This window comes from Bacillus sp. AK124, assembly GCF_053903085.1.
Window position 1 is genome coordinate 4,177,123 of record NZ_CP096378.1, and the last position, 23,959, is coordinate 4,201,081.

The 23,959-nt window shown below is 44.4% G+C and carries 37 protein-coding genes; all 37 read right to left on the minus strand.

From position 1 onward, the window contains the following. Positions 1–115: 115 nt before the first annotated feature. Entirely contained in the window at positions 116–478 is a 363-nt protein-coding gene (gene rplQ, locus M1E06_RS20915) for a 50S ribosomal protein L17 (protein ID WP_020449876.1), read from the minus strand. Between the two features lie 77 nt (positions 479–555). Further along, positions 556–1,500 (minus strand): DNA-directed RNA polymerase subunit alpha, encoded by a 945-nt coding sequence (locus M1E06_RS20920; RefSeq protein WP_020449875.1) that lies wholly within the window; start codon positions 1,498–1,500, stop codon positions 556–558. 174 nt (positions 1,501–1,674) lie between these two features. After that, positions 1,675–2,070 (minus strand): 30S ribosomal protein S11, encoded by a 396-nt coding sequence (rpsK, locus tag M1E06_RS20925; protein ID WP_020449874.1) that lies wholly within the window; start codon positions 2,068–2,070, stop codon positions 1,675–1,677. Positions 2,071–2,090: 20 nt separating this feature from the next. After that, positions 2,091–2,456, minus strand: a complete 366-nt coding sequence (gene rpsM / locus M1E06_RS20930) for a 30S ribosomal protein S13 (RefSeq protein ID WP_003178378.1) — start codon at positions 2,454–2,456, stop codon at positions 2,091–2,093. 22 nt (positions 2,457–2,478) lie between these two features. Continuing rightward, positions 2,479–2,592, minus strand: a complete 114-nt coding sequence (gene rpmJ, locus M1E06_RS20935) for a 50S ribosomal protein L36 (protein WP_003156543.1) — start codon at positions 2,590–2,592, stop codon at positions 2,479–2,481. 33 nt (positions 2,593–2,625) lie between these two features. Then, positions 2,626–2,844 carry a translation initiation factor IF-1 gene (gene infA / locus M1E06_RS20940; RefSeq protein WP_003178377.1) on the minus strand — a complete coding sequence of 73 codons (219 nt, stop codon included), beginning with the start codon at positions 2,842–2,844 and terminating at the stop codon, positions 2,626–2,628. Continuing rightward, entirely contained in the window at positions 2,822–3,151 is a 330-nt protein-coding gene (locus M1E06_RS20945; protein WP_023855908.1) for a KOW domain-containing RNA-binding protein, read from the minus strand. Before M1E06_RS20945 ends, infA begins: the two co-directional genes overlap by 23 nt. A gap of 10 nt (positions 3,152–3,161) precedes the next feature. Continuing rightward, entirely contained in the window at positions 3,162–3,908 is a 747-nt protein-coding gene (map, locus tag M1E06_RS20950; protein WP_023855909.1) for a type I methionyl aminopeptidase, read from the minus strand. Then, on the minus strand, positions 3,905–4,558 hold the full coding sequence (locus M1E06_RS20955; RefSeq protein WP_020449871.1) for an adenylate kinase: 654 nt from the start codon (positions 4,556–4,558) through the stop codon (positions 3,905–3,907). Before M1E06_RS20955 ends, map begins: the two co-directional genes overlap by 4 nt. Before the next feature lie 53 nt (positions 4,559–4,611). Further along, positions 4,612–5,907: a preprotein translocase subunit SecY gene (secY, locus tag M1E06_RS20960; RefSeq protein WP_020449870.1), complete on the minus strand. Its 1,296-nt coding sequence runs from the start codon at positions 5,905–5,907 to the stop codon at positions 4,612–4,614. Position 5,908: 1 nt separating this feature from the next. Continuing rightward, positions 5,909–6,349, minus strand: coding sequence for a 50S ribosomal protein L15 (gene rplO, locus M1E06_RS20965; RefSeq protein ID WP_020449869.1), 441 nt, complete (start codon positions 6,347–6,349; stop codon positions 5,909–5,911). A gap of 30 nt (positions 6,350–6,379) precedes the next feature. Beyond that, the gene (gene rpmD, locus M1E06_RS20970; protein WP_020449868.1) at positions 6,380–6,559 is read right to left on the minus strand and encodes a 50S ribosomal protein L30; all 180 of its coding nucleotides are present in this window, start codon (positions 6,557–6,559) and stop codon (positions 6,380–6,382) included. Between the two features lie 13 nt (positions 6,560–6,572). Further along, entirely contained in the window at positions 6,573–7,073 is a 501-nt protein-coding gene (rpsE, locus tag M1E06_RS20975) for a 30S ribosomal protein S5 (protein ID WP_023855910.1), read from the minus strand. 24 nt (positions 7,074–7,097) lie between these two features. Further along, positions 7,098–7,460, minus strand: a complete 363-nt coding sequence (rplR, locus tag M1E06_RS20980) for a 50S ribosomal protein L18 (protein WP_020449866.1) — start codon at positions 7,458–7,460, stop codon at positions 7,098–7,100. 31 nt (positions 7,461–7,491) lie between these two features. Further along, a complete protein-coding gene (rplF, locus tag M1E06_RS20985) occupies positions 7,492–8,028 on the minus strand; it encodes a 50S ribosomal protein L6 (RefSeq protein ID WP_003178356.1) in 537 nt (178 codons plus the stop codon). 29 nt (positions 8,029–8,057) lie between these two features. Next, positions 8,058–8,456 carry a 30S ribosomal protein S8 gene (gene rpsH / locus M1E06_RS20990; protein ID WP_003178355.1) on the minus strand — a complete coding sequence of 133 codons (399 nt, stop codon included), beginning with the start codon at positions 8,454–8,456 and terminating at the stop codon, positions 8,058–8,060. Between the two features lie 31 nt (positions 8,457–8,487). Next, positions 8,488–8,673, minus strand: a complete 186-nt coding sequence (rpsN, locus tag M1E06_RS20995; RefSeq protein ID WP_003178353.1) for a 30S ribosomal protein S14 — start codon at positions 8,671–8,673, stop codon at positions 8,488–8,490. 22 nt (positions 8,674–8,695) lie between these two features. Next, positions 8,696–9,235 carry a 50S ribosomal protein L5 gene (gene rplE / locus M1E06_RS21000; RefSeq protein ID WP_020449865.1) on the minus strand — a complete coding sequence of 180 codons (540 nt, stop codon included), beginning with the start codon at positions 9,233–9,235 and terminating at the stop codon, positions 8,696–8,698. Between the two features lie 25 nt (positions 9,236–9,260). Further along, entirely contained in the window at positions 9,261–9,572 is a 312-nt protein-coding gene (gene rplX, locus M1E06_RS21005; RefSeq protein ID WP_003178350.1) for a 50S ribosomal protein L24, read from the minus strand. A 35-nt stretch (positions 9,573–9,607) separates the two neighbouring features. After that, a complete protein-coding gene (rplN, locus tag M1E06_RS21010) occupies positions 9,608–9,976 on the minus strand; it encodes a 50S ribosomal protein L14 (RefSeq protein WP_020449864.1) in 369 nt (122 codons plus the stop codon). Positions 9,977–10,016: 40 nt separating this feature from the next. Then, positions 10,017–10,280, minus strand: coding sequence for a 30S ribosomal protein S17 (rpsQ, locus tag M1E06_RS21015; protein ID WP_003178345.1), 264 nt, complete (start codon positions 10,278–10,280; stop codon positions 10,017–10,019). A gap of 24 nt (positions 10,281–10,304) precedes the next feature. Beyond that, a complete protein-coding gene (gene rpmC / locus M1E06_RS21020) occupies positions 10,305–10,505 on the minus strand; it encodes a 50S ribosomal protein L29 (RefSeq protein ID WP_003178343.1) in 201 nt (66 codons plus the stop codon). Next, the gene (gene rplP, locus M1E06_RS21025) at positions 10,495–10,929 is read right to left on the minus strand and encodes a 50S ribosomal protein L16 (RefSeq protein ID WP_020449863.1); all 435 of its coding nucleotides are present in this window, start codon (positions 10,927–10,929) and stop codon (positions 10,495–10,497) included. The genes rpmC and rplP overlap by 11 nt, the downstream gene beginning before the upstream one ends. A gap of 1 nt (position 10,930) precedes the next feature. Then, a complete protein-coding gene (rpsC, locus tag M1E06_RS21030; RefSeq protein WP_003178339.1) occupies positions 10,931–11,587 on the minus strand; it encodes a 30S ribosomal protein S3 in 657 nt (218 codons plus the stop codon). Between the two features lie 3 nt (positions 11,588–11,590). After that, entirely contained in the window at positions 11,591–11,935 is a 345-nt protein-coding gene (gene rplV / locus M1E06_RS21035) for a 50S ribosomal protein L22 (RefSeq protein WP_020449862.1), read from the minus strand. Between the two features lie 17 nt (positions 11,936–11,952). Beyond that, the gene (gene rpsS / locus M1E06_RS21040; protein ID WP_003178334.1) at positions 11,953–12,231 is read right to left on the minus strand and encodes a 30S ribosomal protein S19; all 279 of its coding nucleotides are present in this window, start codon (positions 12,229–12,231) and stop codon (positions 11,953–11,955) included. A 57-nt stretch (positions 12,232–12,288) separates the two neighbouring features. Further along, the gene (gene rplB / locus M1E06_RS21045) at positions 12,289–13,122 is read right to left on the minus strand and encodes a 50S ribosomal protein L2 (RefSeq protein ID WP_020449861.1); all 834 of its coding nucleotides are present in this window, start codon (positions 13,120–13,122) and stop codon (positions 12,289–12,291) included. 31 nt (positions 13,123–13,153) lie between these two features. Next, positions 13,154–13,441, minus strand: a complete 288-nt coding sequence (gene rplW / locus M1E06_RS21050) for a 50S ribosomal protein L23 (RefSeq protein WP_020449860.1) — start codon at positions 13,439–13,441, stop codon at positions 13,154–13,156. After that, a complete protein-coding gene (gene rplD / locus M1E06_RS21055; protein ID WP_020449859.1) occupies positions 13,441–14,064 on the minus strand; it encodes a 50S ribosomal protein L4 in 624 nt (207 codons plus the stop codon). The genes rplW and rplD overlap by 1 nt, the downstream gene beginning before the upstream one ends. Positions 14,065–14,091: 27 nt before the next feature. Next, positions 14,092–14,721 carry a 50S ribosomal protein L3 gene (gene rplC / locus M1E06_RS21060; RefSeq protein ID WP_020449858.1) on the minus strand — a complete coding sequence of 210 codons (630 nt, stop codon included), beginning with the start codon at positions 14,719–14,721 and terminating at the stop codon, positions 14,092–14,094. A gap of 38 nt (positions 14,722–14,759) precedes the next feature. Continuing rightward, the gene (gene rpsJ / locus M1E06_RS21065; RefSeq protein WP_003156464.1) at positions 14,760–15,068 is read right to left on the minus strand and encodes a 30S ribosomal protein S10; all 309 of its coding nucleotides are present in this window, start codon (positions 15,066–15,068) and stop codon (positions 14,760–14,762) included. Positions 15,069–15,358: 290 nt separating this feature from the next. Then, positions 15,359–16,549, minus strand: a complete 1,191-nt coding sequence (tuf, locus tag M1E06_RS21070; RefSeq protein ID WP_023855913.1) for an elongation factor Tu — start codon at positions 16,547–16,549, stop codon at positions 15,359–15,361. Between the two features lie 119 nt (positions 16,550–16,668). Further along, positions 16,669–18,747, minus strand: coding sequence for an elongation factor G (fusA, locus tag M1E06_RS21075; RefSeq protein ID WP_023855914.1), 2,079 nt, complete (start codon positions 18,745–18,747; stop codon positions 16,669–16,671). Between the two features lie 49 nt (positions 18,748–18,796). Continuing rightward, a complete protein-coding gene (gene rpsG / locus M1E06_RS21080; protein WP_003178317.1) occupies positions 18,797–19,267 on the minus strand; it encodes a 30S ribosomal protein S7 in 471 nt (156 codons plus the stop codon). A gap of 165 nt (positions 19,268–19,432) precedes the next feature. Then, the gene (gene rpsL / locus M1E06_RS21085; protein ID WP_020449855.1) at positions 19,433–19,849 is read right to left on the minus strand and encodes a 30S ribosomal protein S12; all 417 of its coding nucleotides are present in this window, start codon (positions 19,847–19,849) and stop codon (positions 19,433–19,435) included. Between the two features lie 104 nt (positions 19,850–19,953). Beyond that, positions 19,954–20,202: a 50S ribosomal protein L7ae-like protein gene (locus M1E06_RS21090; RefSeq protein ID WP_023855916.1), complete on the minus strand. Its 249-nt coding sequence runs from the start codon at positions 20,200–20,202 to the stop codon at positions 19,954–19,956. Positions 20,203–20,322: 120 nt separating this feature from the next. Next, the gene (rpoC, locus tag M1E06_RS21095) at positions 20,323–23,922 is read right to left on the minus strand and encodes a DNA-directed RNA polymerase subunit beta' (RefSeq protein WP_020449853.1); all 3,600 of its coding nucleotides are present in this window, start codon (positions 23,920–23,922) and stop codon (positions 20,323–20,325) included. Positions 23,923–23,959 lie beyond the last annotated feature (37 nt).

Sequence of the window (23,959 nt, forward strand, 5' to 3'; positions counted from 1 at the left end):
AAGCTCTGCTTTTCTGACTATTCTTTTATCATAGAAAATTCCCCGGTATCTAAAAAAAGGGCATAGATCCAGTTAAAAACTGTCCCGCCCTTCTTTAGACACACAAAATATGTGATTAAACCAATTCGATGATAGCCATTGGTGCTCCGTCACCACGGCGAGGACCAAGCTTCATAATACGTGTGTATCCGCCTTGGCGCTCTTCATAACGAGGTGCTACATCAGAGAAAAGTTTTTGGAGTGCATCTTGGTCTTTCTCTGCATCTGCAACCTCATTGCGGATGTATGCAGCTGCTTGGCGGCGTGCGTGTAAATCTCCGCGCTTGCCAAGTGTAATCATTTTTTCTACAACAGAGCGAAGTTCTTTCGCGCGAGCTTCTGTTGTTTCGATTCTCTCGTTGATGATCAAGTCTGTTGTAAGATCACGCAGCATTGCTTTACGCTGTGCACTAGTGCGTCCTAGTTTTCTGTATGACATGTGGTGTCCCCTCCTTTATTGAAATACTCGATCTGAAATAAAAAACACACGAAAATCCTAGTTCACATGGAAACTAGTCAATCGTCTTTGCGAAGGCCAAGTCCAAGTTCTTCAAGTTTCGCTTTTACTTCTTCAAGCGACTTGCGACCCAGGTTGCGAACTTTCATCATATCTTCTTCAGTTTTGTTCGCAAGTTCTTGAACTGTATTGATTCCCGCACGCTTCAAGCAGTTGTAAGAACGGACTGAAAGATCGAGCTCTTCAATAGTCATTTCAAGAACTTTTTCTTTTTGGTCCTCTTCTTTTTCAACCATGATTTCAGCATGCTGAGCTTCGTCGGTCAAACCGACAAAAATATTAAGGTGTTCAGTCAAAATCTTTGAACCAAGCGCAATTGCTTCTTTTGGTCCAGTGCTTCCATCTGTCCATACGTCAAGCGTAAGTTTGTCATAGTTTGTAATCTGACCCACACGAGTATTCTCAACTTGATATGTTACACGAGAAACAGGTGTAAAGATGGAATCAATCGGGATGACCCCAATTGGCTGATCGTCTCTCTTATTCGAGTCAGCTGGTGTATACCCGCGACCTCTTTGAGCGGTTAAGCGAACTCGAAAACTCGCATTTTGGCCAAGAGTCGCAATGTGAAGATCAGGATTCAAAATCTCAACATCACTGTCGTGGGTAATATCAGCAGCTGTTACAACTCCTTCACCCTGTACATCAATCTCAAGCGTCTTCTCTTCTTCAGAGTAGATTTTCAGTGCAAGTTTTTTAATGTTTAAGATAATCGTTGTAACATCTTCAACGACGCCTTCGATCGTCGAGAATTCATGCAGTACACCATCTATTTGGATCGATGTTACAGCGGCACCAGGGAGTGAGGATAAAAGGATACGACGTAAGGAGTTACCCAAAGTTGTACCATATCCACGCTCAAGTGGCTCTACGACAAATTTACCATACTTGGCATCGTCGCTGATTTCAACCGTTTCGATTTTTGGTTTTTCAATCTCGATCATTTCATAAAACCCTCCTTCAAAACGTCGAAACCCCGGAAAGAATTTCTCTGATTCTATCCGAAATTCCCCATTGTTTAGTCCCGTATGTGCTCAGGCAACGAGTGTGCATTCGTTTTATAAATTAACTGTATCATAACCCATTATTGACAGGGACACAAAATCTATACAAACAAATTACACGCGGCGACGTTTTGGCGGACGGCATCCGTTATGAGGAACAGGCGTTACGTCTCTGATTGCTGTAACTTCCAGTCCAGCAGCTTGAAGTGCACGAATTGCAGCTTCACGGCCAGAACCAGGTCCTTTTACAGTAACTTCAAGAGTTTTAAGTCCATGTTCGATAGAACCTTTAGCAGCTGTTTCAGCGGCCATTTGCGCAGCAAACGGAGTGGATTTTTTAGAACCTTTAAATCCAAGAGATCCGGCGCTTGACCAAGAAAGAGCATTACCATGAACATCTGTGATAGTAACAATCGTGTTGTTGAAAGTTGAACGGATATGAGCAATTCCAGATTCAATATTCTTTTTCACGCGGCGTTTACGCGTGTTTGTTTTACGAGCAGCAGCCATTGTTTAATTACCTCCCTTGCTTATTTTTTCTTGTTAGCTACAGTACGACGCGGACCTTTACGAGTACGCGCGTTATTTTTAGTATTTTGACCGCGAACAGGCAATCCGCGACGATGACGAATTCCGCGGTAGCTTCCGATTTCGATCAGACGTTTGATGTTAAGAGACACTTCACGGCGAAGGTCACCTTCAACTTTCAATTTGTCAATCACGTCACGGATTTTACCAAGTTCTTCTTCAGTCAAATCACGAACGCGAGTATCTTCAGAAACTCCAGCTTCTTTTAAGATTTGCTGAGCCGTTGTACGACCGATTCCAAAGATGTATGTTAATGAAATAACAACACGTTTATCACGTGGGATATCTACACCAGCAATACGAGCCATCTCTCTCGCACCTCCTTAAAAATTATCCTTGTTTTTGTTTATGCTTTGGATTTTCACAGATCACCATTACTTTTCCTTTTCTGCGAATGACCTTACATTTTTCACAGATCGGTTTAACTGATGGTCTCACTTTCATGTGTTTCCAACCTCCTTCAATTTCCGGAGTGCTTTATTTGTAACGGTACGTAATTCTACCACGAGTTAAGTCATATGGAGATAATTCTACCGTAACTTTGTCTCCAGGTAAAATGCGAATGAAGTGCATGCGGATTTTACCAGATACGTGAGCCAAAACCGTATGACCATTCTCAAGTTCAACTTTGAACATTGCGTTTGGCAGCGTTTCGACTACAGTACCTTCCACTTCAATTACATCGTCTTTCGCCATTCAAGTGTTCTCCCTTCTTCAAATCAGTAACTTGCTCTCTGACAAATTTCAAAAGAGAAAATCTCAATTTTCCGTTTGTCACACGCCCTGTTTCGTTTATACTGTTCTGAACTTCCGGAGATACGCAATCATAAAAGGTTAAATGATTGATATTCTTTTTCTTAGGAGAATGAAATTTACGCTTTTCTCCGTCTGCTACCAGCACATGATGATGATCGACTATATCAATAACAACTGCGTATTGGTTCATTTCGCGGCCTCTTGCTATGCGTACGAACTGTCCAATTTCAGGTGTTTTCCGATACATCTCATTTCACCTAGGCTTTTGTCAGTATCTCAAAACCGGCTTCCGTTATGGCAATCGTGTGTTCAAAGTGAGCACACTTCTTCCCGTCCACAGTTACAACCGTCCAGTTGTCAGCCAATGTTTTGACATAGCGTGTGCCTGCATTAACCATCGGCTCAATGGCCAGGACCATGCCAGGCTTTAAACGCGGGCCTTTGTTCGGCGGACCGTAGTGAGGAATTTGCGGATCCTCATGAAGATCCTGCCCTACCCCGTGTCCTACATATTCCCTGACGACTGAAAATTGTTCGCTTTCGACATACGTTTGAATTGCGTGGGAAATATTCGACAAACGTTCTCCCGGTTTTGCTTCCTTCAAGCCTCTATATAAAGACTCCTCTGTCACATCCAGCAGCTTTTGATCATCATCGCTAATCGTACCCACTGGATAAGTCCATGCAGAGTCACCATGATAACCGTTCAGCTTCGCACCGATATCGATGCTGATGATGTCTCCGTCGCGAAGGACCCGTTTTCCCGGAATACCGTGCACGAGTTCTTCGTTGACCGAAACGCAAATGCTCCCGCGAAAACCATTATACCCTTTAAAAGACGGGATTGCACCTTGCTTTGTAATAAAACGTTCGGCAATTTGATCCAGTTCTTTTGTCGAGATGCCGGGTTTAATGTGCTTTTTCAGCTCCTGATGAGTTAAAGCGACAATTCTTCCGGCTTCCCGCATGATTTCGATTTCTCGGGGAGTTTTACAAATAATCATTTGTCCAGGCCTCCGAGAAGCTCCTTTATATCAGCGTAAACTTCATTGATGTGCTTCTGCCCGTCAATGTTTACGAGATATCCTTTATCCGCATAGAAATCGAGTAAAGGCTGGGTTTGCTTCATGTTGACCTCTAACCGTGTAGATACAGTAGCTTCATTATCGTCTTCACGCTGATAAAGCTCTCCTCCACACTTGTCGCATACATTTTCTTTCGCAGGCGGATTAAAGACTAAATGATAAGTTGCACCGCAGTTTCTGCAGATTCTGCGTCCTGTCAGACGTTCCATCAATGCATCTTTATCGACTTGAATGTTGATGACATGGTCAATCGACTTGCCAAGTCCTTTAAGAATTTCCTCAAGTGCTTCAGCTTGAGCGACTGTTCTCGGAAATCCGTCCAGAAGAAAACCTCCGTCACAATCATTCTTGCCAAGTCTCTCCCTGACAATACCAATTGTCACTTCATCCGGAACAAGCTCACCTTTATCAATGTATGATTTGGCTTCGAGTCCCAGATCCGTTTCTTCTTTCATCGCAGCGCGGAACATGTCTCCTGTTGAGATATGAGGTATCCCAAAATCTTCAACAATCCGTTCAGCCTGTGTCCCTTTACCGGCCCCAGGCAGTCCCATTAAGACTAAGTTCATTTCGGATTCCCCGTCCTCTCTATTTTAGAGGGAATGGGCGCGCCCCATTTCCTCTAGTGCTTCATAAATCCACGATAGTTTCGTTTTACCAGCTGGCTTTCAAGCTGCTTCATTGTTTCAAGTGCAACCCCGATGACAATCAGCAAACTTGTTCCACCAATTTGTGCAGATGAAGGCAGCCCAGCAATATTAACGAACAAGACAGGAAGAATGGCAATCACGGCCAAGAATATGGAGCCTACAAATGTAAGTCGATACAAAATGCTCGTAATTCTATCTTGAGTCATTTTTCCTGGACGAACTCCCGGAATATAGCCACCTTGTTTTTTAAGATTATCGGCCATTTGCTCAGGGTTTACCTGCACAAATGCATAGAAATAGGTAAAGGCGATGATCAACGCCGCATAAACTCCCATTCCGACCGGATGCGTGTAATCAAACGTTTTTTGAATCCAATTCGTGACGTCATTGGTACCAAAAAATGTTGCCACGGTCCGCGGAGTGGTGATAAATGCTACTGCAAAGATAACCGGAATAACTCCCGCCGGGTTAACCTTCAGCGGCAAGTGTGTAGACTGGCCGCCAGGAACCGGTGAACGGCCTGAACCTTTCGCATATTGAATTGAGATTTTTCTAACTGCCTGTTGGATGAAAATAACGCCAACGACAATCGCCAAAATCGCAACCAATATAACGACAACCTTTATGATTTGCAAGAATAACTGATCTCCAGCATCTACAAACTGCTGAGCGTAGATCTGATTAATCGTCTGCGGAATGCCGGCAACGATACCGGCGAAGATGATAATGGATATTCCGTTACCAACTCCATGAGACGTAATTTGTTCTCCCAGCCACATTAAAAAAGCAGTTCCAGCAGTTAGTACAACCGCAATAAGCAAATAAGTACCGACTCCAGGGTTTGTAATCAACGCGCCGCCGGCCATGTTGTTAAACCCGTAAGACATACCTAAAGCCTGGATAAATCCAAGAACGATTGTGAAGTACCTTGTGAACTGTGCTAGTTTTCGGCGACCAACTTCTCCTTGCTTAGACCATTCGGTAAACTTCGGCACAACATCCATCTGCAGGAGCTGAATGATGATTGAAGCTGTGATGTAAGGCATGATTCCCATCGCAAGAATGGAGAAGTTGAACAATGCACCGCCGCCAAATGTGTTTAGAATCCCAAATACGCTCATTTGATCCTGTGCCTTTAAAACTTCTGTGTTTACATGCGGCACAGGAATGAACGAACCGAGACGAAAGACGATAAGCATTAAAAGAGTGAAGATAATCTTATTCCGAATATCCTTCACACGCATAAAATTGGAGATTGTCTTAAACAAGTTAGATCACCTCAGCTGTACCGCCAGCAGCCTCAATTGCTTGTTTAGCAGAAGCGGAGAATTTATTGGCTTTAACAGTTAATTTCTTTTCTAATTGACCGTCGCCAAGAATTTTCACTCCAGATTTCAACTTGCTGATTACACCTGTTTCTAAAAGAAGTTCAGGAGTAACTTCCGTCCCTTCTGCAAAGCTGTTGAGTTTGTCTAGGTTGACTACAGCGAAATCCTTGCGGTTGATGTTTGTGAAACCGCGTTTAGGAAGACGTTGGAACAAAGGCATTTGTCCACCCTCGAATCCAGGACGTACACCGCCGCCAGAACGAGCGTTTTGACCTTTATGACCTTTACCTGCTGTTTTACCGTTACCAGAACCAATACCACGACCTACGCGGTTGCGCGTTTTACGTGAACCTTCTGCGGGCTTTAATTCATGAAGTTTCATTTGGACACCTCCTTAGCCTATCGTTTATTTTTAAAGTTCTTTAACAGAAACTAAATGAGATACTTTGTTAACCATACCGCGGATTGCAGCGTTGTCTTCATGAACGACAGTTTGGTTTGTTTTCTTTAAACCGAGCGTTCTTACAGTAATACGCTGATCTTCCGGGCGTCCGATTACACTGCGTTTGAGGGTAATTTCTAATTTAGCCATTAATGTTCCCTCCTTATCCTAACAGTTCTTCTACAGATTTTCCACGAAGCTTCGCAACGTCCTCAGCGCGTTTCAGCTCGCTTAAACCTTGGACTGTTGCACGGATCATGTTGATCGGTGTGTTAGAACCTAAAGACTTAGAAAGGATATCAGCTACACCTGCAAGCTCAAGTACCGCACGTACTGGGCCTCCAGCGATAACTCCCGTACCTTCAGAAGCAGGTTTTAACAAGATGTTTCCTGCACCGAAACGTCCGATGATTTCGTGTGGAATTGTAGTTCCAACCATTGGTACTTCGATCAAATTCTTTTTCGCATCTTCAACAGCTTTGCGGATCGCTTCTGGTACTTCTTGTGCTTTACCAGTACCGAATCCTACGTGTCCGTTTTTGTCACCGACAACGACTAGAGCTGCGAAGCGGAAACGACGACCACCTTTAACAACTTTCGCTACGCGGTTAACGGTAACTAAGCGTTCTTCTAACTCTAATTTGCTTGGGTCAATACGACGCATATTCATATGTCCCTCCTTCTTTTATTAAAATTCTAATCCAGCTTCGCGTGCAGCATCAGCCAATGCTTTTACACGTCCATGATAAAGGTAACCGCCACGGTCGAACACGACATTTGTGATACCTTTTTCAGAAGCGCGTTTTGCAACAAGCTCGCCAACTTTTGCAGCCGCAGACGTATCGCTGCCATTTTCAGCGTTAAAGTCTTTATCAAGAGTTGATGCACTCACAAGTGTAACACCGTTCACATCATCGATCACTTGTGCGTAAATATGTTTGTTTGAACGGAAAACATTTAGACGAGGTCTCTCAGGGGTTCCTGAAAGCTTCGCGCGAACACGACCGTGTCTTTTAAGACGTGCAGCATTCTTGCTTGTTTTCGTAATCATCTGGGTCACTCCTTTCTCACATTAAGCGGTTTTACTTAGCAGATTTACCTTCTTTACGACGAACCATTTCTCCTTCATAGCGGATCCCTTTGCCTTTGTAAGGTTCTGGAGAACGTACAGCGCGAATGTTTGCAGCAGTAGCTCCAACACGCTCTTTATCTGTACCTTTTACAACCACTTTTGTTTGAGATGGAACTTCGATTTCAATTCCGTTTTCAGGAACGATTTCTACAGGGTGAGAGTATCCAACGTTCAAAACAAGTTTGTTTCCGGATTTAGAAGCACGGTAACCGACACCGACTAATTCCAAACCTCTTTCAAAACCTTTAGATACACCTTCAACCATGTTTCCGATGATGCTGCGAGTTGTGCCATGCAGCGCACGGTGTTCTTTATTATCTGAAGGACGCTCTACAGTAAGTACATTGTCCTCAATTTTAATCTTCATATCAGGATGAAACGTACGAGTTAATTCTCCTTTTGGTCCTTTCACGGTTACAGTGTTGTCGTTCAGAGTAACTGTAACGCCTGAAGGAATCTCAAGTAGCTTCTTACCTACACGAGACATACCAAACACCTCCATTCATGTTAAACTTCTTACCAAACGTATGCTAATACTTCTCCGCCAGCCTGTTTAGCGCGGGCTTCTTTATCTGTTAACACACCTTGTGATGTAGAAAGAATTGCGATTCCAAGTCCGTTCAGTACGCGAGGCACTTCGTTTGACTTAGCGTAAACGCGCAGACCTGGTTTGCTGATTCTCTTAAGGCCAGTGATGACACGCTCGTTGTTTTGTCCGTATTTCAAGAAAACACGGATGATACCTTGCTTGTTATCTTCAATGAATTCTACGTCACGGATGAAACCTTCTCTTTTCAAGATTTCAGCGATTTCTCTTTTCAACTTCGAAGCAGGAATTTCGAGCTTCTCATGACGTACCATGTTTGCATTACGAATTCGAGTCAGCATATCTGCAATCGGATCTGTCATAACCATTATTTAATAACCTCCTTCCCATAAACGGGGATTACCAGCTGGCTTTTTTAACGCCAGGAATTTGTCCTTTATATGCAAGTTCACGGAAACAAATACGGCAAAGTTTAAATTTACGAATAACAGAGTGCGGACGGCCGCAGCGTTCGCAGCGAGTGTACTCTTGTACTTTAAACTTCGGTGTGCGTTTTTGTTTCGCAATCATTGACTTTTTAGCCACGATTTCGCCTCCCTTTCATTGATTATTTCTGGAATGGCATACCTAATTGAGTTAACAGTTCACGAGCTTCTTCATCAGTGTTGGCAGTCGTTACGATAACGATGTCCATACCGCGAACTTTAGTTACCTTATCATAGTCAATTTCAGGGAAGATCAGCTGTTCTTTGATTCCTAGTGTGTAGTTTCCGCGACCGTCAAAAGATTTTTTTGAAATTCCGCGGAAGTCACGAACACGTGGTAAAGAAACAGAAATTAGTTTATCAAGGAAATCGTACATGCGCTCTCCGCGAAGAGTTACTTTCGCACCGATTGGCATTCCTTCACGAAGACGGAATCCAGCAATAGATTTCTTCGCACGAGTAACGACAGGTTTCTGACCAGCGATAAACGTTAGTTCTTCAACAGCGCTATCGATAGCTTTAGCGTTTTGAACAGCGTCACCAACACCCATGTTGATTACGATTTTTTCGATTTTAGGCACTTGCATCACAGATTTGTATTCGAACTTTTTCATTAATGCAGGTGTAATGTCTTTATTGTACTTTTCTTTAAGGCGGTTCATGAGATAGACCTCCCTTCCTTTATTACTAGTTATCTAGAACTTGCCCAGATTTTTTTGCAATACGAACTTTTTTGCCATTTTCCACTTTGTATCCTACGCGAGTCACTTCACCTGTTTTAGGATCGAGCGGCATTACGTTTGACACATGAATTGGCGCCTCTTGATTTAAAATTCCGCCTTGAGGGTTAGCTTGAGTCGGCTTTGAGTGCTTCTTCACCATGTTGACACCCTCAACGATTACGCGGTCTTTTTTAGGGAAAGCTGCAAGGATCACACCTTGTTTCCCTTTGTCTTTACCAGAGATAACCATTACTTTATCGCCTTTTTTAACATGCATCCTGATCGCACCTCCTTAGTCCGGCATTGATATCATTAAAGTACTTCTGGAGCTAGAGAAACAATTTTCATGAAGTTGTTATCACGAAGTTCACGTGCTACAGGTCCGAAGATACGAGTTCCGCGCGGGCTTTTGTCGTCACGGATGATAACACATGCATTCTCATCGAATTTGATGTAAGATCCGTCATTTCTGCGCGCGCCGCTCTTAGAACGTACGATTACAGCTCTTACGACTTCACCTTTTTTGACAACGCCTCCTGGTGTTGCTTGTTTAACCGTGCAAACAATGACATCACCAATGTTAGCTGTTTTGCGTCCAGAACCACCAAGCACCTTGATTGTTAATACTTCACGGGCACCAGAGTTATCAGCTACTTTTAAACGAGTCTCTTGTTGAATCATTATTTGTTACCTCCCTTCGGAAAAAGGTTTCCGAACTTTATTAGATAATAACAGCTTCTTCGACAACTTCAACTAGACGAAAACGTTTAGTCGCAGATAATGGACGAGTTTCCATGATCTTTACGATGTCTCCGATTTTAGCTTGGTTATTTTCATCATGTGCTTTGAATTTTTTAGAGTACTTTACGCGTTTACCGTAGAGTGAATGTTTTTTGTAAGTTTCTACAACAACAGTAATGGTTTTATCCATTTTGTCAGAAACAACACGTCCTTGGTAGACTTTGCGCTGATTGCGTTCGCTCATGTTTTAGAGAACCTCCCTCCGGAATTATTTGTTGGCAGCAATTTCTCTTTCCCGAATCACAGTTTTCATGCGCGCGATTGACTTGCGCACTTCACGAATGCGAGCAGTGTTTTCAAGTTGTCCTGTCGCTAATTGAAAGCGAAGATTGAAAAGTTCTTCTTTAAGAGACTTTACTTTTTGTTCAATTTCAGCAGTGGTAAGGTCACGAATTTCATTAGCTTTCATTTGATTCACCACCAATTTCTTCACGTTTTACGAACTTCGTTTTAATTGGCAATTTGTGAGATGCAAGACGAAGAGCTTCACGAGCGACTTCCTCAGACACACCAGAAATTTCAAATAAAACTTTGCCCGGTTTTACAACAGCTACCCATCCTTCAGGAGCACCTTTACCGGAACCCATCCGAACCTCTAGAGGCTTAGCTGTATAAGGCTTAGAAGGGAAAATTTTGATCCAAACTTTACCGCCACGTTTCATGTAACGAGTCATTGCGATACGCGCAGCTTCGATTTGACGGTTTGTAATCCAAGAAGCTTCTTGAGCCTGGATGCCGTATTCACCGAAATGCACTTCAGAGCCGCCTTTTGCACGGCCGCGCATTTTTCCGCGATGCTCTCTGCGATATTTAACGCGTTTTGGCATTAACATATTATTTTCCTCCTTCCTCAGTTTTCTTCTTAGTAGGAAGAACCTCTCCACGATAGATCCAGACTTTTACACCAAGCTTGCCGTAAGTTGTGTCAGCTTCAGATGTAGCATAGTCGATGTCTGCACGAAGTGTGTGCAATGGAACAGTTCCTTCACTGTAGTATTCAGAACGAGCGATGTCTGCGCCGCCAAGACGACCGGAAACCATTGTTTTAATTCCTTGTGCACCAGCGCGCATTGTGCGTTGGATTTGTTGCTTTTGCGCACGACGGAAAGAGATGCGGTTTTCCAATTGACGAGCGATGTTATCAGCAACTAGCTGAGCATCAAGATCAGCTCTTTTGATTTCAAGAATGTTAATGTGTACACGCTTGCCAGTAAGGCTGTTAAGGGCTTTGCGAAGCGCTTCGACTTCAGAACCGCCTTTACCGATAACCATACCAGGCTTAGCTGTGTGGATCGTAATATTTACACGGTTTGCCGCACGCTCGATTTCCACTTTAGAAACAGAAGCGTCAGACAGGCGTTGATTAATAAATTCACGGATTTTCAGATCTTCGTGAAGGAAGTCAGCGTAATCTTTGCCAGCGTACCACTTAGATTCCCAATCACGTATAACACCAATACGAAGACCGACTGGATTTACCTTTTGACCCACGAGTTATCCCTCCTTCTTTTCTGATACAACGATAGTAATGTGGCTCGTACGTTTGTTGATTTGGCTTGCACGTCCCATAGCGCGCGGACGGAATCTTTTCAACGTAGGGCCTTCGTTCACGTAAGCTTGAGTAACAACCAGGTTGTTTGCATCCATTTCGTAGTTGTGCTCAGCGTTAGCGATAGCAGATTTTAAAACTTTTTCAATAATCGGGGAAGCAGCTTTTGGCGTAAGGTTTAAGATCGATACTGCTTCACCTACTTGCTTGCCTCGAATCAGGTCCATTACTAGACGTGCCTTACGAGGAGCAATACGGACTGTTCTTGCGACAGCTTTAGCTTGTTGCATTTAAAAGCCTCCTCTCATTAGCGTCTTGTTTTTTTGTCATCACTAGCATGACCTTTGTAAGTGCGTGTCGGTGCGAATTCACCCAACTTGTGACCTACCATATCTTCAGAGATGTAAACAGGCACATGTTTGCGTCCATCATAGACTGCGATTGTGTGACCGATAAATTGCGGGAAAATAGTAGAACGGCGAGACCAAGTTTTCACAACTTGTTTCTTATCCGCTTCATTTAATTTCTCGATTTTTGTCATTAGATGATCATCGACAAATGGTCCTTTTTTTAAGCTGCGAGCCATTTTGGAACCTCCCTTCGTGATTGCACTACGGTCCGATATGAACCGTAGACAACCCCGTTATTTATTTTTACGACGACGTACGATGAATTTATCTGATTTGTTCTTTTTCTTACGAGTTTTGAATCCAAGAGTTGGTTTACCCCATGGAGACATAGGTGATTTACGTCCGATCGGAGCGCGTCCTTCACCACCACCGTGCGGGTGATCGTTAGGGTTCATAACAGAACCGCGAACTGTAGGACGGATGCCTTTCCAGCGTGAACGTCCTGCTTTACCGATGTTGATCAGTTCGTGCTGTTCGTTACCTACTTGACCGATAGAAGCGCGGCAAGCAGAAAGAATCATGCGAACTTCACCGGAGTTCAGACGCACAAGAACGTATTTTCCTTCTTTACCAAGAACTTGAGCAGATGTACCAGCTGAACGTACAAGCTGTCCGCCTTTTCCAGGTTTTAATTCAATGTTGTGCACGACTGTACCAACAGGGATGTTGATCAGTGGAAGTGCGTTACCTACTTTAATGTCAGCTTCTGGTCCTGACATGATTTCAGTTCCTACTTGAAGGCCCTTAGGAGCCAGGATGTAGCGTTTTTCTCCGTCTACATAGTTAATTAGAGCAATGTTAGCTGAACGGTTTGGATCGTACTCAACTGTAGCAACGCGTCCAGGTATACCATCTTTATCGCGTTTGAAGTCGATAATACGGTATTGGCGTTTATGTCCGCCGCCTTGATGACGTACAGTTAATTTACCTTGGTTGTTGCGTCCGCCTTTTTTGTGAAGCGGGGCAAGCAAGGATTTTTCCGGCTGATCTGTCGTGATTTCCGCAAAATCAGACGTAGTCATGCCGCGACGTCCGTTAGAGGTCGGTTTGTACTTTTTAATCGCCATTTTGAATTTCCCTCCTTCTTTTTACAAGTGATTAAGCTTCAAAAATTTCGATTTCTTTGCTGTCTTCAGTAAGCTTAACAATCGCTTTTCTGCGTTTGTTTGTCATACCAGAGTAGCGGCCGACACGTTTGAATTTCCCTTTGTAGTTCATGATGTTGACTTTTTCAACTTTCACTCCAAAGATTTGCTCAACAGCGTCTTTCACTTCTGTTTTGTTAGCTCTTACGTCTACTTCAAACGTATATTTTTTCTCAGTCATTAAATCAGCAGAACGTTCAGTAATGACGGGGCGCTTTAGAACATCACGAGGATCTTTCATTATGCAAGCACCTCCTCTACTTTTTCAACCGCTGCTTTCGTGATCACAAGCTTCTCATGACCGACAACATCGAGGACGTTGATTCCGTTAGCTTCAACAACAGTAACTCCTGGAAGGTTACGAGCAGATAGTTCAACTGTCTCGTTTGCATCCGCAGTTACGATTAAAGCTTTCTTCTCGATAGACAGACCTTTAAGGATAGCTGCCATTTCTTTTGTTTTAACCGCATCAAGATTAAGATCTTCAAGAACGATCAAGTTGTTGTCATTCACTTTAGAAGACAATGCTGATTTGATAGCCAAGCGGCGAACTTTTTTCGGTAATTTATATGCATAGCTGCGTGGTGTAGGACCGAATACGATACCACCTCCGCGCCATTGCGGTGAACGGATAGATCCCTGACGAGCACGGCCGGTACCTTTTTGACGCCAAGGTTTGCGACCTCCGCCACGTACTTCCGAACGATTTTTTACTTTATGAGTTCCTTGACGTAAGGAAGCTCTTTGCATAAGAATAGCGTCGAATACTACGCTCTCATTTGGCTCGATTCCAAATACAGAGTCGTTTAATTCGATATCACCAGCAGTAGAACCGTTTTGGTTATATAAAGCTACTTTTGGCATGATCAATTTCCTCCTTTCCTAAGAGAATTATTTAGATTTAACAGCGCTTTTAACAGCGACTAATGATTTTTTCGCACCAGGAACGTTACCTTTAACTAAAAGAAGGTTGCGCTCTGCATCCACTTTTACGATTTCAAGGTTTTGAACAGTGATTTGCTCTCCGCCCATACGTCCAGGCAACAGCTTTCCTTTGAATACACGGTTAGGGTCTACCGGTCCCATTGAACCAGGACGGCGATGGTAGCGTGAACCGTGAGACATAGGTCCGCGAGATTGTCCGTGGCGTTTGATAGCGCCTTGGAAACCTTTACCTTTCGATGTTCCTGTTACATCTACGACTTCTCCGTTAGAGAAAATATCAACTTTGACTTCCTGACCAACTTCATACGCATCCATATCCACTCCGCGTAATTCTTTAACGAAGCGCTTAGGAGCAGTTTCCGCTTTTGCAACGTGTCCTTTTTCTGGTTTGTTGGCAAGCTTCTCACGCTTGTCGTCAAAACCGATCTGAATCGCTTCATAGCCGTCGTTTTCAGAAGTTTTCTTCTGAAGTACAACGTTAGGAGCAGCTTCGATAACAGTTACCGGAATAAGATCACCGTTTTCTGCGAAAACTTGCGTCATACCAATTTTTCTTCCTAAGATTCCTTTGGTCATTCGTCACACCTCCTATAAAAATCATTCTATATTTTAGATTAAAGTTTAATTTCGATATCGACACCAGATGGTAAATCTAATCGCATTAGAGCATCGACAGTTTGTGGTGTTGGGTTCACAATGTCGATTAAACGTTTATGTGTACGCATTTCGAATTGCTCACGAGAATCTTTGTATTTGTGCACCGCACGAAGGATTGTGTAAACTGATTTCTCAGTTGGCAACGGAATCGGACCAGAAACGCTGGCTCCGGAACGTTTAGCCGTTTCAACAATCTTCTCAGCAGATTGATCAAGGATTCTATGATCATACGCTTTTAAACGAATACGAATTTTTTGTTTTGCCATTATTTTCCCTCCTTTTCGCCTACTTACATTAGACAATTCTCCGTGAGAAAAACCTGAATCACCTTGCCATGGCAAAGCGGCCGGGTGTGTCAGCAACCTCTCACTTCATCGCAGTCAAAGACCAACATGCACTATTATACAAAATTTATAGGCATGATGCAAGGTAATATTGAATATTACCGGCTTTTGCACACTTTTTTTATTATACAGATTCCAGCAAGGATAATCAAGGACTTCAGGACAAATAAAAAACGAGACCCGGTCGGATCTCGTTTTTTATTTTATAAGTATTATTCAGTGATAGAAGATACTACGCCAGAACCAACTGTACGTCCGCCTTCACGGATAGAGAAGCGAGTTCCGTCTTCGATCGCGATTGTTGAAATCAATTCAACAGTCATTTCGATGTTGTCTCCAGGCATAACCATTTCTACGCCTTCTGGAAGCTGAATGATACCCGTTACGTCAGTTGTACGGAAGTAGAACTGAGGACGGTAGTTAGAGAAGAATGGAGTGTGACGTCCACCCTCTTCTTTAGAAAGAACGTAAACTTCAGCTTTGAACTTTTTATGTGGAGTGATTGTACCTGGTTTAGCAAGTACTTGACCACGTTGGATATCTTCACGAGATACACCGCGAAGAAGTGCACCGATGTTGTCTCCAGCTTCTGCATAGTCAAGAAGCTTACGGAACATTTCAACACCTGTAACAGTTGTTTTGCTGTTTTCTTCTTGAAGACCGATGATTTCAACTTCGTCACCGACTTTAACTTGTCCGCGCTCTACGCGTCCAGTAGCAACTGTTCCACGACCTGTGATTGAGAATACGTCCTCAACAGGCATCATGAATGGCTTTTCAGTATCGCGCTCTGGAGTTGGGATGTATTCGTCAACTGCATCCATCAGTTCGAAGATTTTAGCTTCGTATTCAGCGTCACCTTCAAGAGCTTTAAGTGCAGAACCTTTGATAACTGGTACATCGTCACCAGGGAACTCATACTCAGAAAGAAGATCGCGAACTTCCATTTCAACTAGCTCAAGAAGCTCTTCGTCGTCTACCATGTCGCATTTGTTCAAGAATACTACGATGTAAGGCACACCTACGTTACGAGAAAGAAGGATGTGCTCACGAGTTTGTGGCATTGGACCGTCAGCAGCAGATACAACAAGGATCGCTCCGTCCATTTGCGCAGCACCAGTGATCATGTTTTTAACATAGTCAGCGTGTCCTGGGCAGTCAACGTGTGCATAGTGACGAGTTTCTGTTTCGTACTCAACGTGTGCAGTAGAGATTGTGATACCGCGCTCACGCTCTTCTGGAGCACCGTCGATTTGGTCGTATGCCATAGCAGTACCTTTACCAGATTTCTTATGAAGCACAGTTGTGATAGCAGCTGTTAATGTAGTTTTACCATGGTCAACGTGTCCAATTGTACCAATGTTGGCATGTGATTTGGAACGGTCGAATTTTTCTTTAGCCATTCTGAAAATCCTCCTTAAAAAGGTTAGTTTTTGTTATATAGAGTGATAGAAAGTGAAAGCGATGTTTCACATTCTCATCTTACAATAGTATTTATACTTTAATGAAGAGGCAAAATCAATTATTCACCTTGATTTTTTTTGATGATCTCATCAGCAATGCTCTTAGGCACTTCTTCGTAATGGTCAAAGACCATTGTGAACGTACCGCGTCCTTGTGTGTTTGAACGGAGAGCCGTAGCGTAACCGAACATTTCAGAAAGTGGAACCATCGCGCGAACGACTTGAGCGTTTCCGCGTCCTTCCATACCTTCTACGCGACCGCGGCGTGATGTAATATCACCCATGATGTCTCCCATGTATTCTTCTGGGATAACGACTTCAACTTTGGAGATCGGCTCAAGAATAACCGGGTTACACTTGCTTGCCGCGTTTTTAAGCGCCATTGAAGCAGCGATTTTAAACGCCATTTCGTTTGAGTCGACGTCATGGTAAGAACCGTCAAACAATTTCGCTTTGATGTCGATAACAGGGTAACCTGCGACTACACCGTTTTGAAGTGAATCTTCAAGTCCTGCTTGAACAGCCGGAATGTATTCACGAGGAACGACACCACCGACGATTGCGTTTTCGAACTCAAAGCCTTTTCCTTCTTCGTTTGGAGAGAATTCAATCCAAACGTGTCCGAACTGTCCGCGTCCACCAGACTGACGTACGAATTTACCTTCAACTTGCGCGCTCGCACGGAATGTTTCACGATACGCAACTTGAGGAGCACCAACGTTGGCTTCAACTTTAAATTCGCGTTTCATACGGTCAACGATGATATCAAGGTGAAGCTCACCCATACCGCCGATGATCGTTTGACCTGTTTCAGGGTCAGTATGCGCACGGAATGTTGGATCCTCTTCAGCCAATTTAGCCAGTGCAGTAGACATTTTGTCTTGGTCAGCCTTAGATTTAGGCTCGATTGCAACGTGGATAACAGGCTCAGGGAATTCCATAGATTCAAGAATTACAAGGTTTTTCTCGTCGCAAAGCGTGTCCCCTGTAGTCGTGTCTTTCAAACCTACAGCAGCAGCGATATCCCCTGCGTACACAGTAGAGATTTCTTCACGGCTGTTGGCGTGCATTTGCAGGATACGTCCGACGCGCTCACGTTTGCCTTTTGTTGAGTTTCTTACGTATGAACCGGAATCAAGTGTTCCTGAGTACACACGGAAGAACGTCAATTTACCAACGTAAGGGTCAGTCATAACTTTAAATGCAAGTGCTGAGAAAGGTGCGTCGTCAGAAGACTCACGAGTAACCTCTTCCTCAGAATCAGGCAGAGTACCTTTGATTGCCGGTACGTCAGTTGGAGCTGGCAGGTAGTCAAGAACTGCGTCAAGCACTAATTGAACACCTTTGTTTTTGAAAGCTGATCCACAAAGAACCGGATAGAACTCCACGTTACAAGTTCCTTTGCGGATTGCCGCTTTCAGCTCGTCAACTGTGATTTCTTCGCCTTCCAAGTACTTCATCATAAGCTCTTCATCAAGCTCAGCAACAGCTTCAATCAAGCTGGCGCGAAGCTCTTCAGCTTTGTCTTTGTACTCGGCAGGGATTTCACGCGCATCAGAGCGTGTTCCAAGATCATCTTCATAGTAGTACGCAACGTTTTCTACAAGGTCGATGATCCCTTCGAAATTGTCTTCGGCGCCAATCGGTAATTGGATCGCGTGAGCGTTCGCCTCAAGACGGTCTTTAAGAGTTCCTACAGAGTAAAGGAAGTCCGCACCCGTTTTGTCCATCTTGTTGACAAATACGATACGAGGTACTCCGTAAGTTGTTGCCTGACGCCAAACTGTTTCAGTTTGCGGCTCAACGCCTGATTGTGCGTCAAGAACGGCAACGGCACCATCAAGTACGCGCAGGGAACGTTCAACCTCAACTGTGAAGTCTACGTGTCCTGGTGTGTCGATGATGTTTACGCGGTAACCTTTCCACTGTGCAGTTGTTGCAGCGGATGTGATTGTGATACCGCGTTCTTGTTCCTGCTCCATCCAGTCCATTTGGGAAGCCCCTTCATGAGTTTCACCAATTTTATGGATACGGCCTGTGTAGAACAAGATACGTTCAGTTGTTGTCGTTTTACCGGCATCGATGTGAGCCATGATTCCGATATTACGAGTTTTTTCTAAGGAGAACTCTCTTGCCATTGGGTCTTTTCTCCTTCCTTCTTAGGGAATAATATTTTGTCGTGTGAGATTACCAGCGATAGTGAGCGAACGCTTTGTTTGCTTCAGCCATCTTATGAGTATCTTCACGTTTCTTAACAGCTGCACCAGTGTTGTTAGCTGCATCAAGGATTTCGTTAGCTAAACGCTCTTCCATCGTTTTTTCTCCGCGAAGACGAGCGTAGTTTACTAACCAGCGAAGTCCAAGAGTCGTACGGCGTTCAGGACGAACCTCTACAGGTACTTGGTAGTTTGCACCACCTACGCGGCGTGCTTTAACTTCAAGCACTGGCATGATGTTCTTCAATGCTTGTTCGAAAACCTCCATTGCATCGTTGCCGGTACGTTCTTTAATAATATCGAATGACTTGTATAGGATTGTTTGAGCTTTACCTTTTTTACCGTCGATCATCATTTTGTTGATCAAACGAGTAACCAGTTTAGAGTTGTAAAGCGGATCAGGTAAAACATCTCTTTTTGCTACAGGACCTTTACGTGGCATCTGATTATCCTCCCTTCTCTTGTTACGGGTTTACAGTAAGCAGAGGGATTTCACGGTTCAGCTGCCGGGATCAAACCAGCGCTAGGCGCGAAAAGCCTGATGCCCTTAACAGCATTGCCAGAACTCCTTGCTTTTAAAAACCCTTTTATTTGTATTTAAACGGAATTATTTTTTCTTAGGACGTTTTGTACCGTATTTAGAACGGCCTTGTGCACGGTTTTCAACTCCGGCAGTATCAAGCGCGCCACGCACGATGTGGTAGCGTACCCCCGGTAAGTCTTTTACACGTCCACCGCGGATCAATACGACACTGTGCTCTTGCAGGTTGTGTCCGATACCAGGAATGTAGGCCGTAACCTCGATTCCGTTAGTTAAACGAACACGGGCATATTTACGAAGCGCCGAGTTCGGCTTCTTCGGTGTCATTGTACCGACACGAGTACATACTCCGCGTTTTTGTGGTGAAGATACGTTAGTGTGCTCTTTCTTGAAGCTGTTGTATCCTTTGTTAAGTGCTGGAGACTTAGAATTTTCAACTTTGCTTACGCGTCCTTTGCGGACTAGCTGATTAATTGTAGGCATTTTGTAATTCCTCCCTTCATCATGTTTTATAACCCACATACCCAGGTGGTTCATTTAAAAGCAAAAAACAATGCCTTTGCATAAAAGCAAAAACAACGAGTACGTTATTGAATAATGGCAACAGCTGCAGCTCCGACTTCAATTCCGCAGGCTTTGCCGAGCTTTTTCATGGACTCTGCCATTGAGACGGGAATCCCTTGTTCATTTGCCAGGTTAATAACATCTGACGTCAGAAAAGGATCAGCGTCTTTTGCTACGACGACTTCCTTAACAGAATTGCGCTTCAGCGCTTTGACTGTCTGCTTCGTACCGATAATAATAGATTGAGCCTGTGATACTTTATCATAAGACATCATATATCCTCCAAAGTAACAGGTTTAAATTGAGCACCTTGGTTATATTATCATCCTGAAAGAAGGATGTCAACACATGATGACAATTTTTAGTGACATCCTTCTTTAGGATTTTTTTATTTATTCAGCCGGAACCATTTCATCAGATGATTGGACTTGCAATACCGGCTTCACTTTACGGTAGTTCAGCATACCCGTTCCAGCAGGAACAAGCTTACCGATGATAACATTCTCTTTCAGGCCGAGAAGCTCATCGCGTTTTCCTTTGATTGCTGCATCTGTCAGGACACGTGTTGTTTCCTGGAATGACGCGGCAGATAGGAAGGAATCCGTTTCAAGCGATGCTTTGGTGATACCGAGAAGCACCGGACGGCCTGTTGCAGGGCGTTTGCCTCCGAGCAGAACTTTTTTGTTCGCTTCGGTAAACTGGTGAATATCGAGCAGCGTGCCTGGCAGCACTTCCGTGTCGCCGGCATCGATGACACGCACTTTGCGAAGCATCTGGCGAACCATAACCTCGACGTGCTTATCCCCGATTTCAACCCCTTGCATACGATAAACCTTCTGCACTTCATGAAGGAGGTATTCTTGCACCGTCGTGATGTCAGTAACTTTCAGAAGCTCTTTCGGATCAACCGAACCTTCTGTCAGCACCTGGCCACGGGAAATTTTCTCTCCTTCAGTGACTTTCAGGCGCGCGTTGTAAGGCGCCGTATATGAACGGCTTTCGACTTCGCCCTGAACGACGATTTCCTGCTGTTTGTCACGCACTTCATTGATTTCAGCTACGACACCGTCAATTTCAGAGATCGTCGCTTGACCTTTAGGGTTTCGCGCTTCAAACAATTCCTGGATACGCGGCAAACCTTGTGTAATATCGTCTCCGGCAACCCCGCCCGTATGGAAGGTACGCATTGTTAACTGTGTACCCGGCTCACCAATGGACTGGGCAGCGATGATTCCGACTGCTTCCCCGACTTCGACGTCGGTTCCTGTTGCCAGGTTGCGGCCGTAGCATCGTTTACATACACCATGTGACGTATTACATGTAAATGCGGAGCGGATCCACACTTCTTCAATGCCTGCTTCGACAATTTCGAGCGCTTTATCTTCGTCGATCAGCTCGTTTTCATCCACAAGCACTTCACCTGTTTCCGGATGTTTAACAGGTTTTCTCGCGAATCGGCCGACAAGACGCTCTTCAAGACGCTCGATCACTTCTGTGCCTTCCGTGATGGCTTTGGCAAGAATACCTCGGTCTGTGCCGCAGTCAGTCTCACGAATGATGACGTCTTGGGCTACGTCTACGAGACGGCGTGTCAGGTAACCTGAGTCGGCTGTCTTCAGAGCCGTATCCGCAAGACCTTTACGCGCACCGTGAGTAGAGATAAAGTACTCGAGTACCGTTAAACCTTCGCGGAAGCTTGACTTGATCGGAAGTTCGATGATCCGTCCAGCCGGGTTGGCCATCAGACCGCGCATACCCGCAAGCTGCGTAAAGTTTGATGCGTTACCCCGGGCTCCGGAATCACTCATCATGTAGATCGGGTTGATTTCATCCAGGGATTTCATCAGCTTGCCTTGGATCGTATCTTTAGCTGCACTCCAGATGGAAATGACCCGTTCATAACGCTCTTCTTCAGTAATCAGACCACGTCTGAACTGCTTCATGACGTTATCAACTTTTCCTTGCGCTTCTTCAAGGATTTCCTGTTTGTCGTCCAATACGACGATATCGGAAACACCGACCGTAATTCCGGCTTTTGTCGAATATTTAAATCCAAGGTTTTTCATGCGGTCAAGCATTTTTGATGTTTCTGTAATATGGAATCTTTTGAAGATCTCCGCAATGATTTTACCCAAAATGCCTTTTTTGAACGGCTGGTTGATTTCCTGGTTCTTAATGGCTTCTTTAACATCTGCACCGTAATCCAAGAAGAAACGGTCAGGTGTTTTTTCTTCAATGTTGCTCTTCGTCGGTTCGTTCATGTATGGGAACGACGGCGGAAGAATCTCGTTGAAGATCAGTTTTCCGACAGTTGTAACGAGCAGCTTGGAACGCTGTTCTTCGGTAAATGTTTCATTTTTCAGGGAGTTAACCGCAACGGCTACTCTCGTATGCAAATGAACATATCCGTTTTGATACGCAAGAAGCGCTTCATCCGTATCTTTGAAAACCATACCTTCGCCGACTGCGCCTGGGCGTTCTAGCGTCAGATAGTAGTTTCCAAGCACCATATCCTGAGACGGCGTAACAACCGGTTTTCCGTCTTTAGGGTTCAGGATGTTTTGTGCGGCAAGCATCAAGATGCGCGCCTCAGCTTGCGCTTCTGCTGATAAAGGAACGTGAACCGCCATTTGGTCACCGTCAAAGTCAGCGTTGTATGCCGTACATACAAGCGGATGAAGACGGATGGCACGGCCTTCGACAAGCGTTGGTTCAAACGCTTGAATACCTAATCTGTGAAGCGTAGGTGCACGGTTGAGAAGCACAGGGTGTTCTTTGATAACTGATTCAAGGACATCCCAGACTTCCGGCTGAACGCGCTCAATTTTACGCTTCGCACTCTTAATGTTGTGGGCAAGACCTTTTTCAACAAGCTCTTTCATGACGAATGGCTTGAACAGTTCCAGCGCCATTTCTTTCGGAAGACCGCATTGATACATTTTCAGGTTCGGACCTACGACGATAACCGAACGGCCTGAGTAGTCAACACGTTTACCGAGAAGGTTTTGACGGAAACGGCCTTGTTTACCTTTCAGCATGTGAGAAAGGGATTTTAACGGTCTGTTTCCCGGACCTGTAACAGGACGGCCTCTGCGTCCGTTATCGATCAGCGCGTCCACGGCTTCTTGAAGCATGCGCTTTTCGTTTTGAACGATAATGCTTGGCGCTCCAAGATCCAAAAGACGTTTTAAACGATTGTTACGGTTGATGACACGGCGGTACAAATCGTTCAGATCGGAAGTTGCAAAACGTCCACCGTCAAGCTGTACCATCGGTCTCAGCTCAGGCGGAATGACCGGAAGAACGTCGAGGATCATCCAGGACGGCTTATTTCCGGAGTTGCGGAATGCTTCCAATACTTCCAAGCGTTTGATCGCACGTGTGCGGCGCTGTCCTTGTGACGTTTTAAGCTCTTCTTTCAGCATATCCACTTCTTTATCGAGGTCGATATCTTGAAGGAGCTTATGAATCGCTTCAGCACCCATTGATGCCTGGAATTTATTTCCGTATTTATCAAGGTACGCCCGGTACTCTTTTTCAGAAAGAAGCTGTTTTTTCTCAAGCGGTGTATTGGCCGGATCTGTTACGACATAAGAAGCAAAGTAAATGACTTCTTCCAATGCGCGCGGAGACATATCCAGCACAAGACCCATACGGCTCGGGATTCCTTTAAAATACCAGATGTGAGAAACAGGGGCTGCCAGCTCGATATGCCCCATTCTCTCACGACGGACTTTAGCCCGGGTTACTTCAACTCCACAACGGTCGCAGACTACGCCTTTATAACGAACCCGCTTGTACTTTCCGCAGTGGCATTCCCAGTCCTTTTGAGGACCGAAAATGCGCTCGCAGAATAGACCATCTTTTTCAGGTTTCAAAGTACGATAGTTGATTGTTTCAGGCTTTTTCACTTCTCCGTAAGACCATGAACGGATTTTGTCAGGTGAAGCGAGACCGATGTTCATATACTCAAAATTGTTCACATCCAGCAAGGGGCCTACCTCCCTTTTTATCTTCGGGTTATACCCT

Excerpts from the sequence above, each read along its gene's own strand:
- rplQ (WP_020449876.1), bottom strand. The coding sequence starts at position 478 with ATGTCATACAGAAAACTAGGACGCACTAGTGCACAGCGTAAAGCAATG.
- M1E06_RS20920 (WP_020449875.1), bottom strand. The coding sequence starts at position 1,500 with ATGATCGAGATTGAAAAACCAAAAATCGAAACGGTTGAAATCAGCGAC.
- rpsK (WP_020449874.1), bottom strand. The coding sequence starts at position 2,070 with ATGGCTGCTGCTCGTAAAACAAACACGCGTAAACGCCGCGTGAAAAAG.
- rpsM (WP_003178378.1), bottom strand. The coding sequence starts at position 2,456 with ATGGCTCGTATTGCTGGTGTAGATATCCCACGTGATAAACGTGTTGTT.
- rpmJ (WP_003156543.1), bottom strand. The coding sequence starts at position 2,592 with ATGAAAGTGAGACCATCAGTTAAACCGATCTGTGAAAAATGTAAGGTC.
- infA (WP_003178377.1), bottom strand. The coding sequence starts at position 2,844 with ATGGCGAAAGACGATGTAATTGAAGTGGAAGGTACTGTAGTCGAAACG.
- M1E06_RS20945 (WP_023855908.1), bottom strand. The coding sequence starts at position 3,151 with ATGTATCGGAAAACACCTGAAATTGGACAGTTCGTACGCATAGCAAGA.
- map (WP_023855909.1), bottom strand. The coding sequence starts at position 3,908 with ATGATTATTTGTAAAACTCCCCGAGAAATCGAAATCATGCGGGAAGCC.
- M1E06_RS20955 (WP_020449871.1), bottom strand. The coding sequence starts at position 4,558 with ATGAACTTAGTCTTAATGGGACTGCCTGGGGCCGGTAAAGGGACACAG.
- rplO (WP_020449869.1), bottom strand. The coding sequence starts at position 6,349 with ATGAAACTTCATGAATTAAAGCCCGCAGAAGGTTCACGTAAAACGCGC.
- rpmD (WP_020449868.1), bottom strand. The coding sequence starts at position 6,559 with ATGGCTAAATTAGAAATTACCCTCAAACGCAGTGTAATCGGACGCCCG.
- rpsE (WP_023855910.1), bottom strand. The coding sequence starts at position 7,073 with ATGCGTCGTATTGACCCAAGCAAATTAGAGTTAGAAGAACGCTTAGTT.
- rplR (WP_020449866.1), bottom strand. The coding sequence starts at position 7,460 with ATGATTACGAAAACAAGCAAGAATGCTGCACGTCTTAAAAGACACGGT.
- rplF (WP_003178356.1), bottom strand. The coding sequence starts at position 8,028 with ATGTCTCGTGTAGGTAAGAAGCTACTTGAGATTCCTTCAGGCGTTACA.
- rpsH (WP_003178355.1), bottom strand. The coding sequence starts at position 8,456 with ATGGTTATGACAGATCCGATTGCAGATATGCTGACTCGAATTCGTAAT.
- rplE (WP_020449865.1), bottom strand. The coding sequence starts at position 9,235 with ATGAACCGCCTTAAAGAAAAGTACAATAAAGACATTACACCTGCATTA.
- rplX (WP_003178350.1), bottom strand. The coding sequence starts at position 9,572 with ATGCATGTTAAAAAAGGCGATAAAGTAATGGTTATCTCTGGTAAAGAC.
- rplN (WP_020449864.1), bottom strand. The coding sequence starts at position 9,976 with ATGATTCAACAAGAGACTCGTTTAAAAGTAGCTGATAACTCTGGTGCC.
- rpsQ (WP_003178345.1), bottom strand. The coding sequence starts at position 10,280 with ATGAGCGAACGCAATCAGCGCAAAGTCTACCAAGGACGTGTTGTTTCT.
- rpmC (WP_003178343.1), bottom strand. The coding sequence starts at position 10,505 with ATGAAAGCTAATGAAATTCGTGACCTTACCACTGCTGAAATTGAACAA.
- rplP (WP_020449863.1), bottom strand. The coding sequence starts at position 10,929 with ATGTTAATGCCAAAACGCGTTAAATATCGCAGAGAGCATCGCGGAAAA.
- rplV (WP_020449862.1), bottom strand. The coding sequence starts at position 11,935 with ATGCAACAAGCTAAAGCTGTCGCAAGAACAGTCCGTATTGCTCCTCGT.
- rpsS (WP_003178334.1), bottom strand. The coding sequence starts at position 12,231 with ATGGCTCGCAGCTTAAAAAAAGGACCATTTGTCGATGATCATCTAATG.
- rplB (WP_020449861.1), bottom strand. The coding sequence starts at position 13,122 with ATGGCGATTAAAAAGTACAAACCGACCTCTAACGGACGTCGCGGCATG.
- rplW (WP_020449860.1), bottom strand. The coding sequence starts at position 13,441 with ATGAAAGATCCTCGTGATGTTCTAAAGCGCCCCGTCATTACTGAACGT.
- rplD (WP_020449859.1), bottom strand. The coding sequence starts at position 14,064 with ATGCCAAAAGTAGCTTTATATAACCAAAACGGTTCTACTGCTGGTGAT.
- rplC (WP_020449858.1), bottom strand. The coding sequence starts at position 14,721 with ATGACCAAAGGAATCTTAGGAAGAAAAATTGGTATGACGCAAGTTTTC.
- rpsJ (WP_003156464.1), bottom strand. The coding sequence starts at position 15,068 with ATGGCAAAACAAAAAATTCGTATTCGTTTAAAAGCGTATGATCATAGA.
- tuf (WP_023855913.1), bottom strand. The coding sequence starts at position 16,549 with ATGGCTAAAGAAAAATTCGACCGTTCCAAATCACATGCCAACATTGGT.
- fusA (WP_023855914.1), bottom strand. The coding sequence starts at position 18,747 with ATGGCAAGAGAGTTCTCCTTAGAAAAAACTCGTAATATCGGAATCATG.
- rpsG (WP_003178317.1), bottom strand. The coding sequence starts at position 19,267 with ATGCCACGTAAAGGTCCTGTAGCAAAAAGAGATGTTTTACCTGATCCG.
- rpsL (WP_020449855.1), bottom strand. The coding sequence starts at position 19,849 with ATGCCTACAATTAATCAGCTAGTCCGCAAAGGACGCGTAAGCAAAGTT.
- M1E06_RS21090 (WP_023855916.1), bottom strand. The coding sequence starts at position 20,202 with ATGTCTTATGATAAAGTATCACAGGCTCAATCTATTATTATCGGTACG.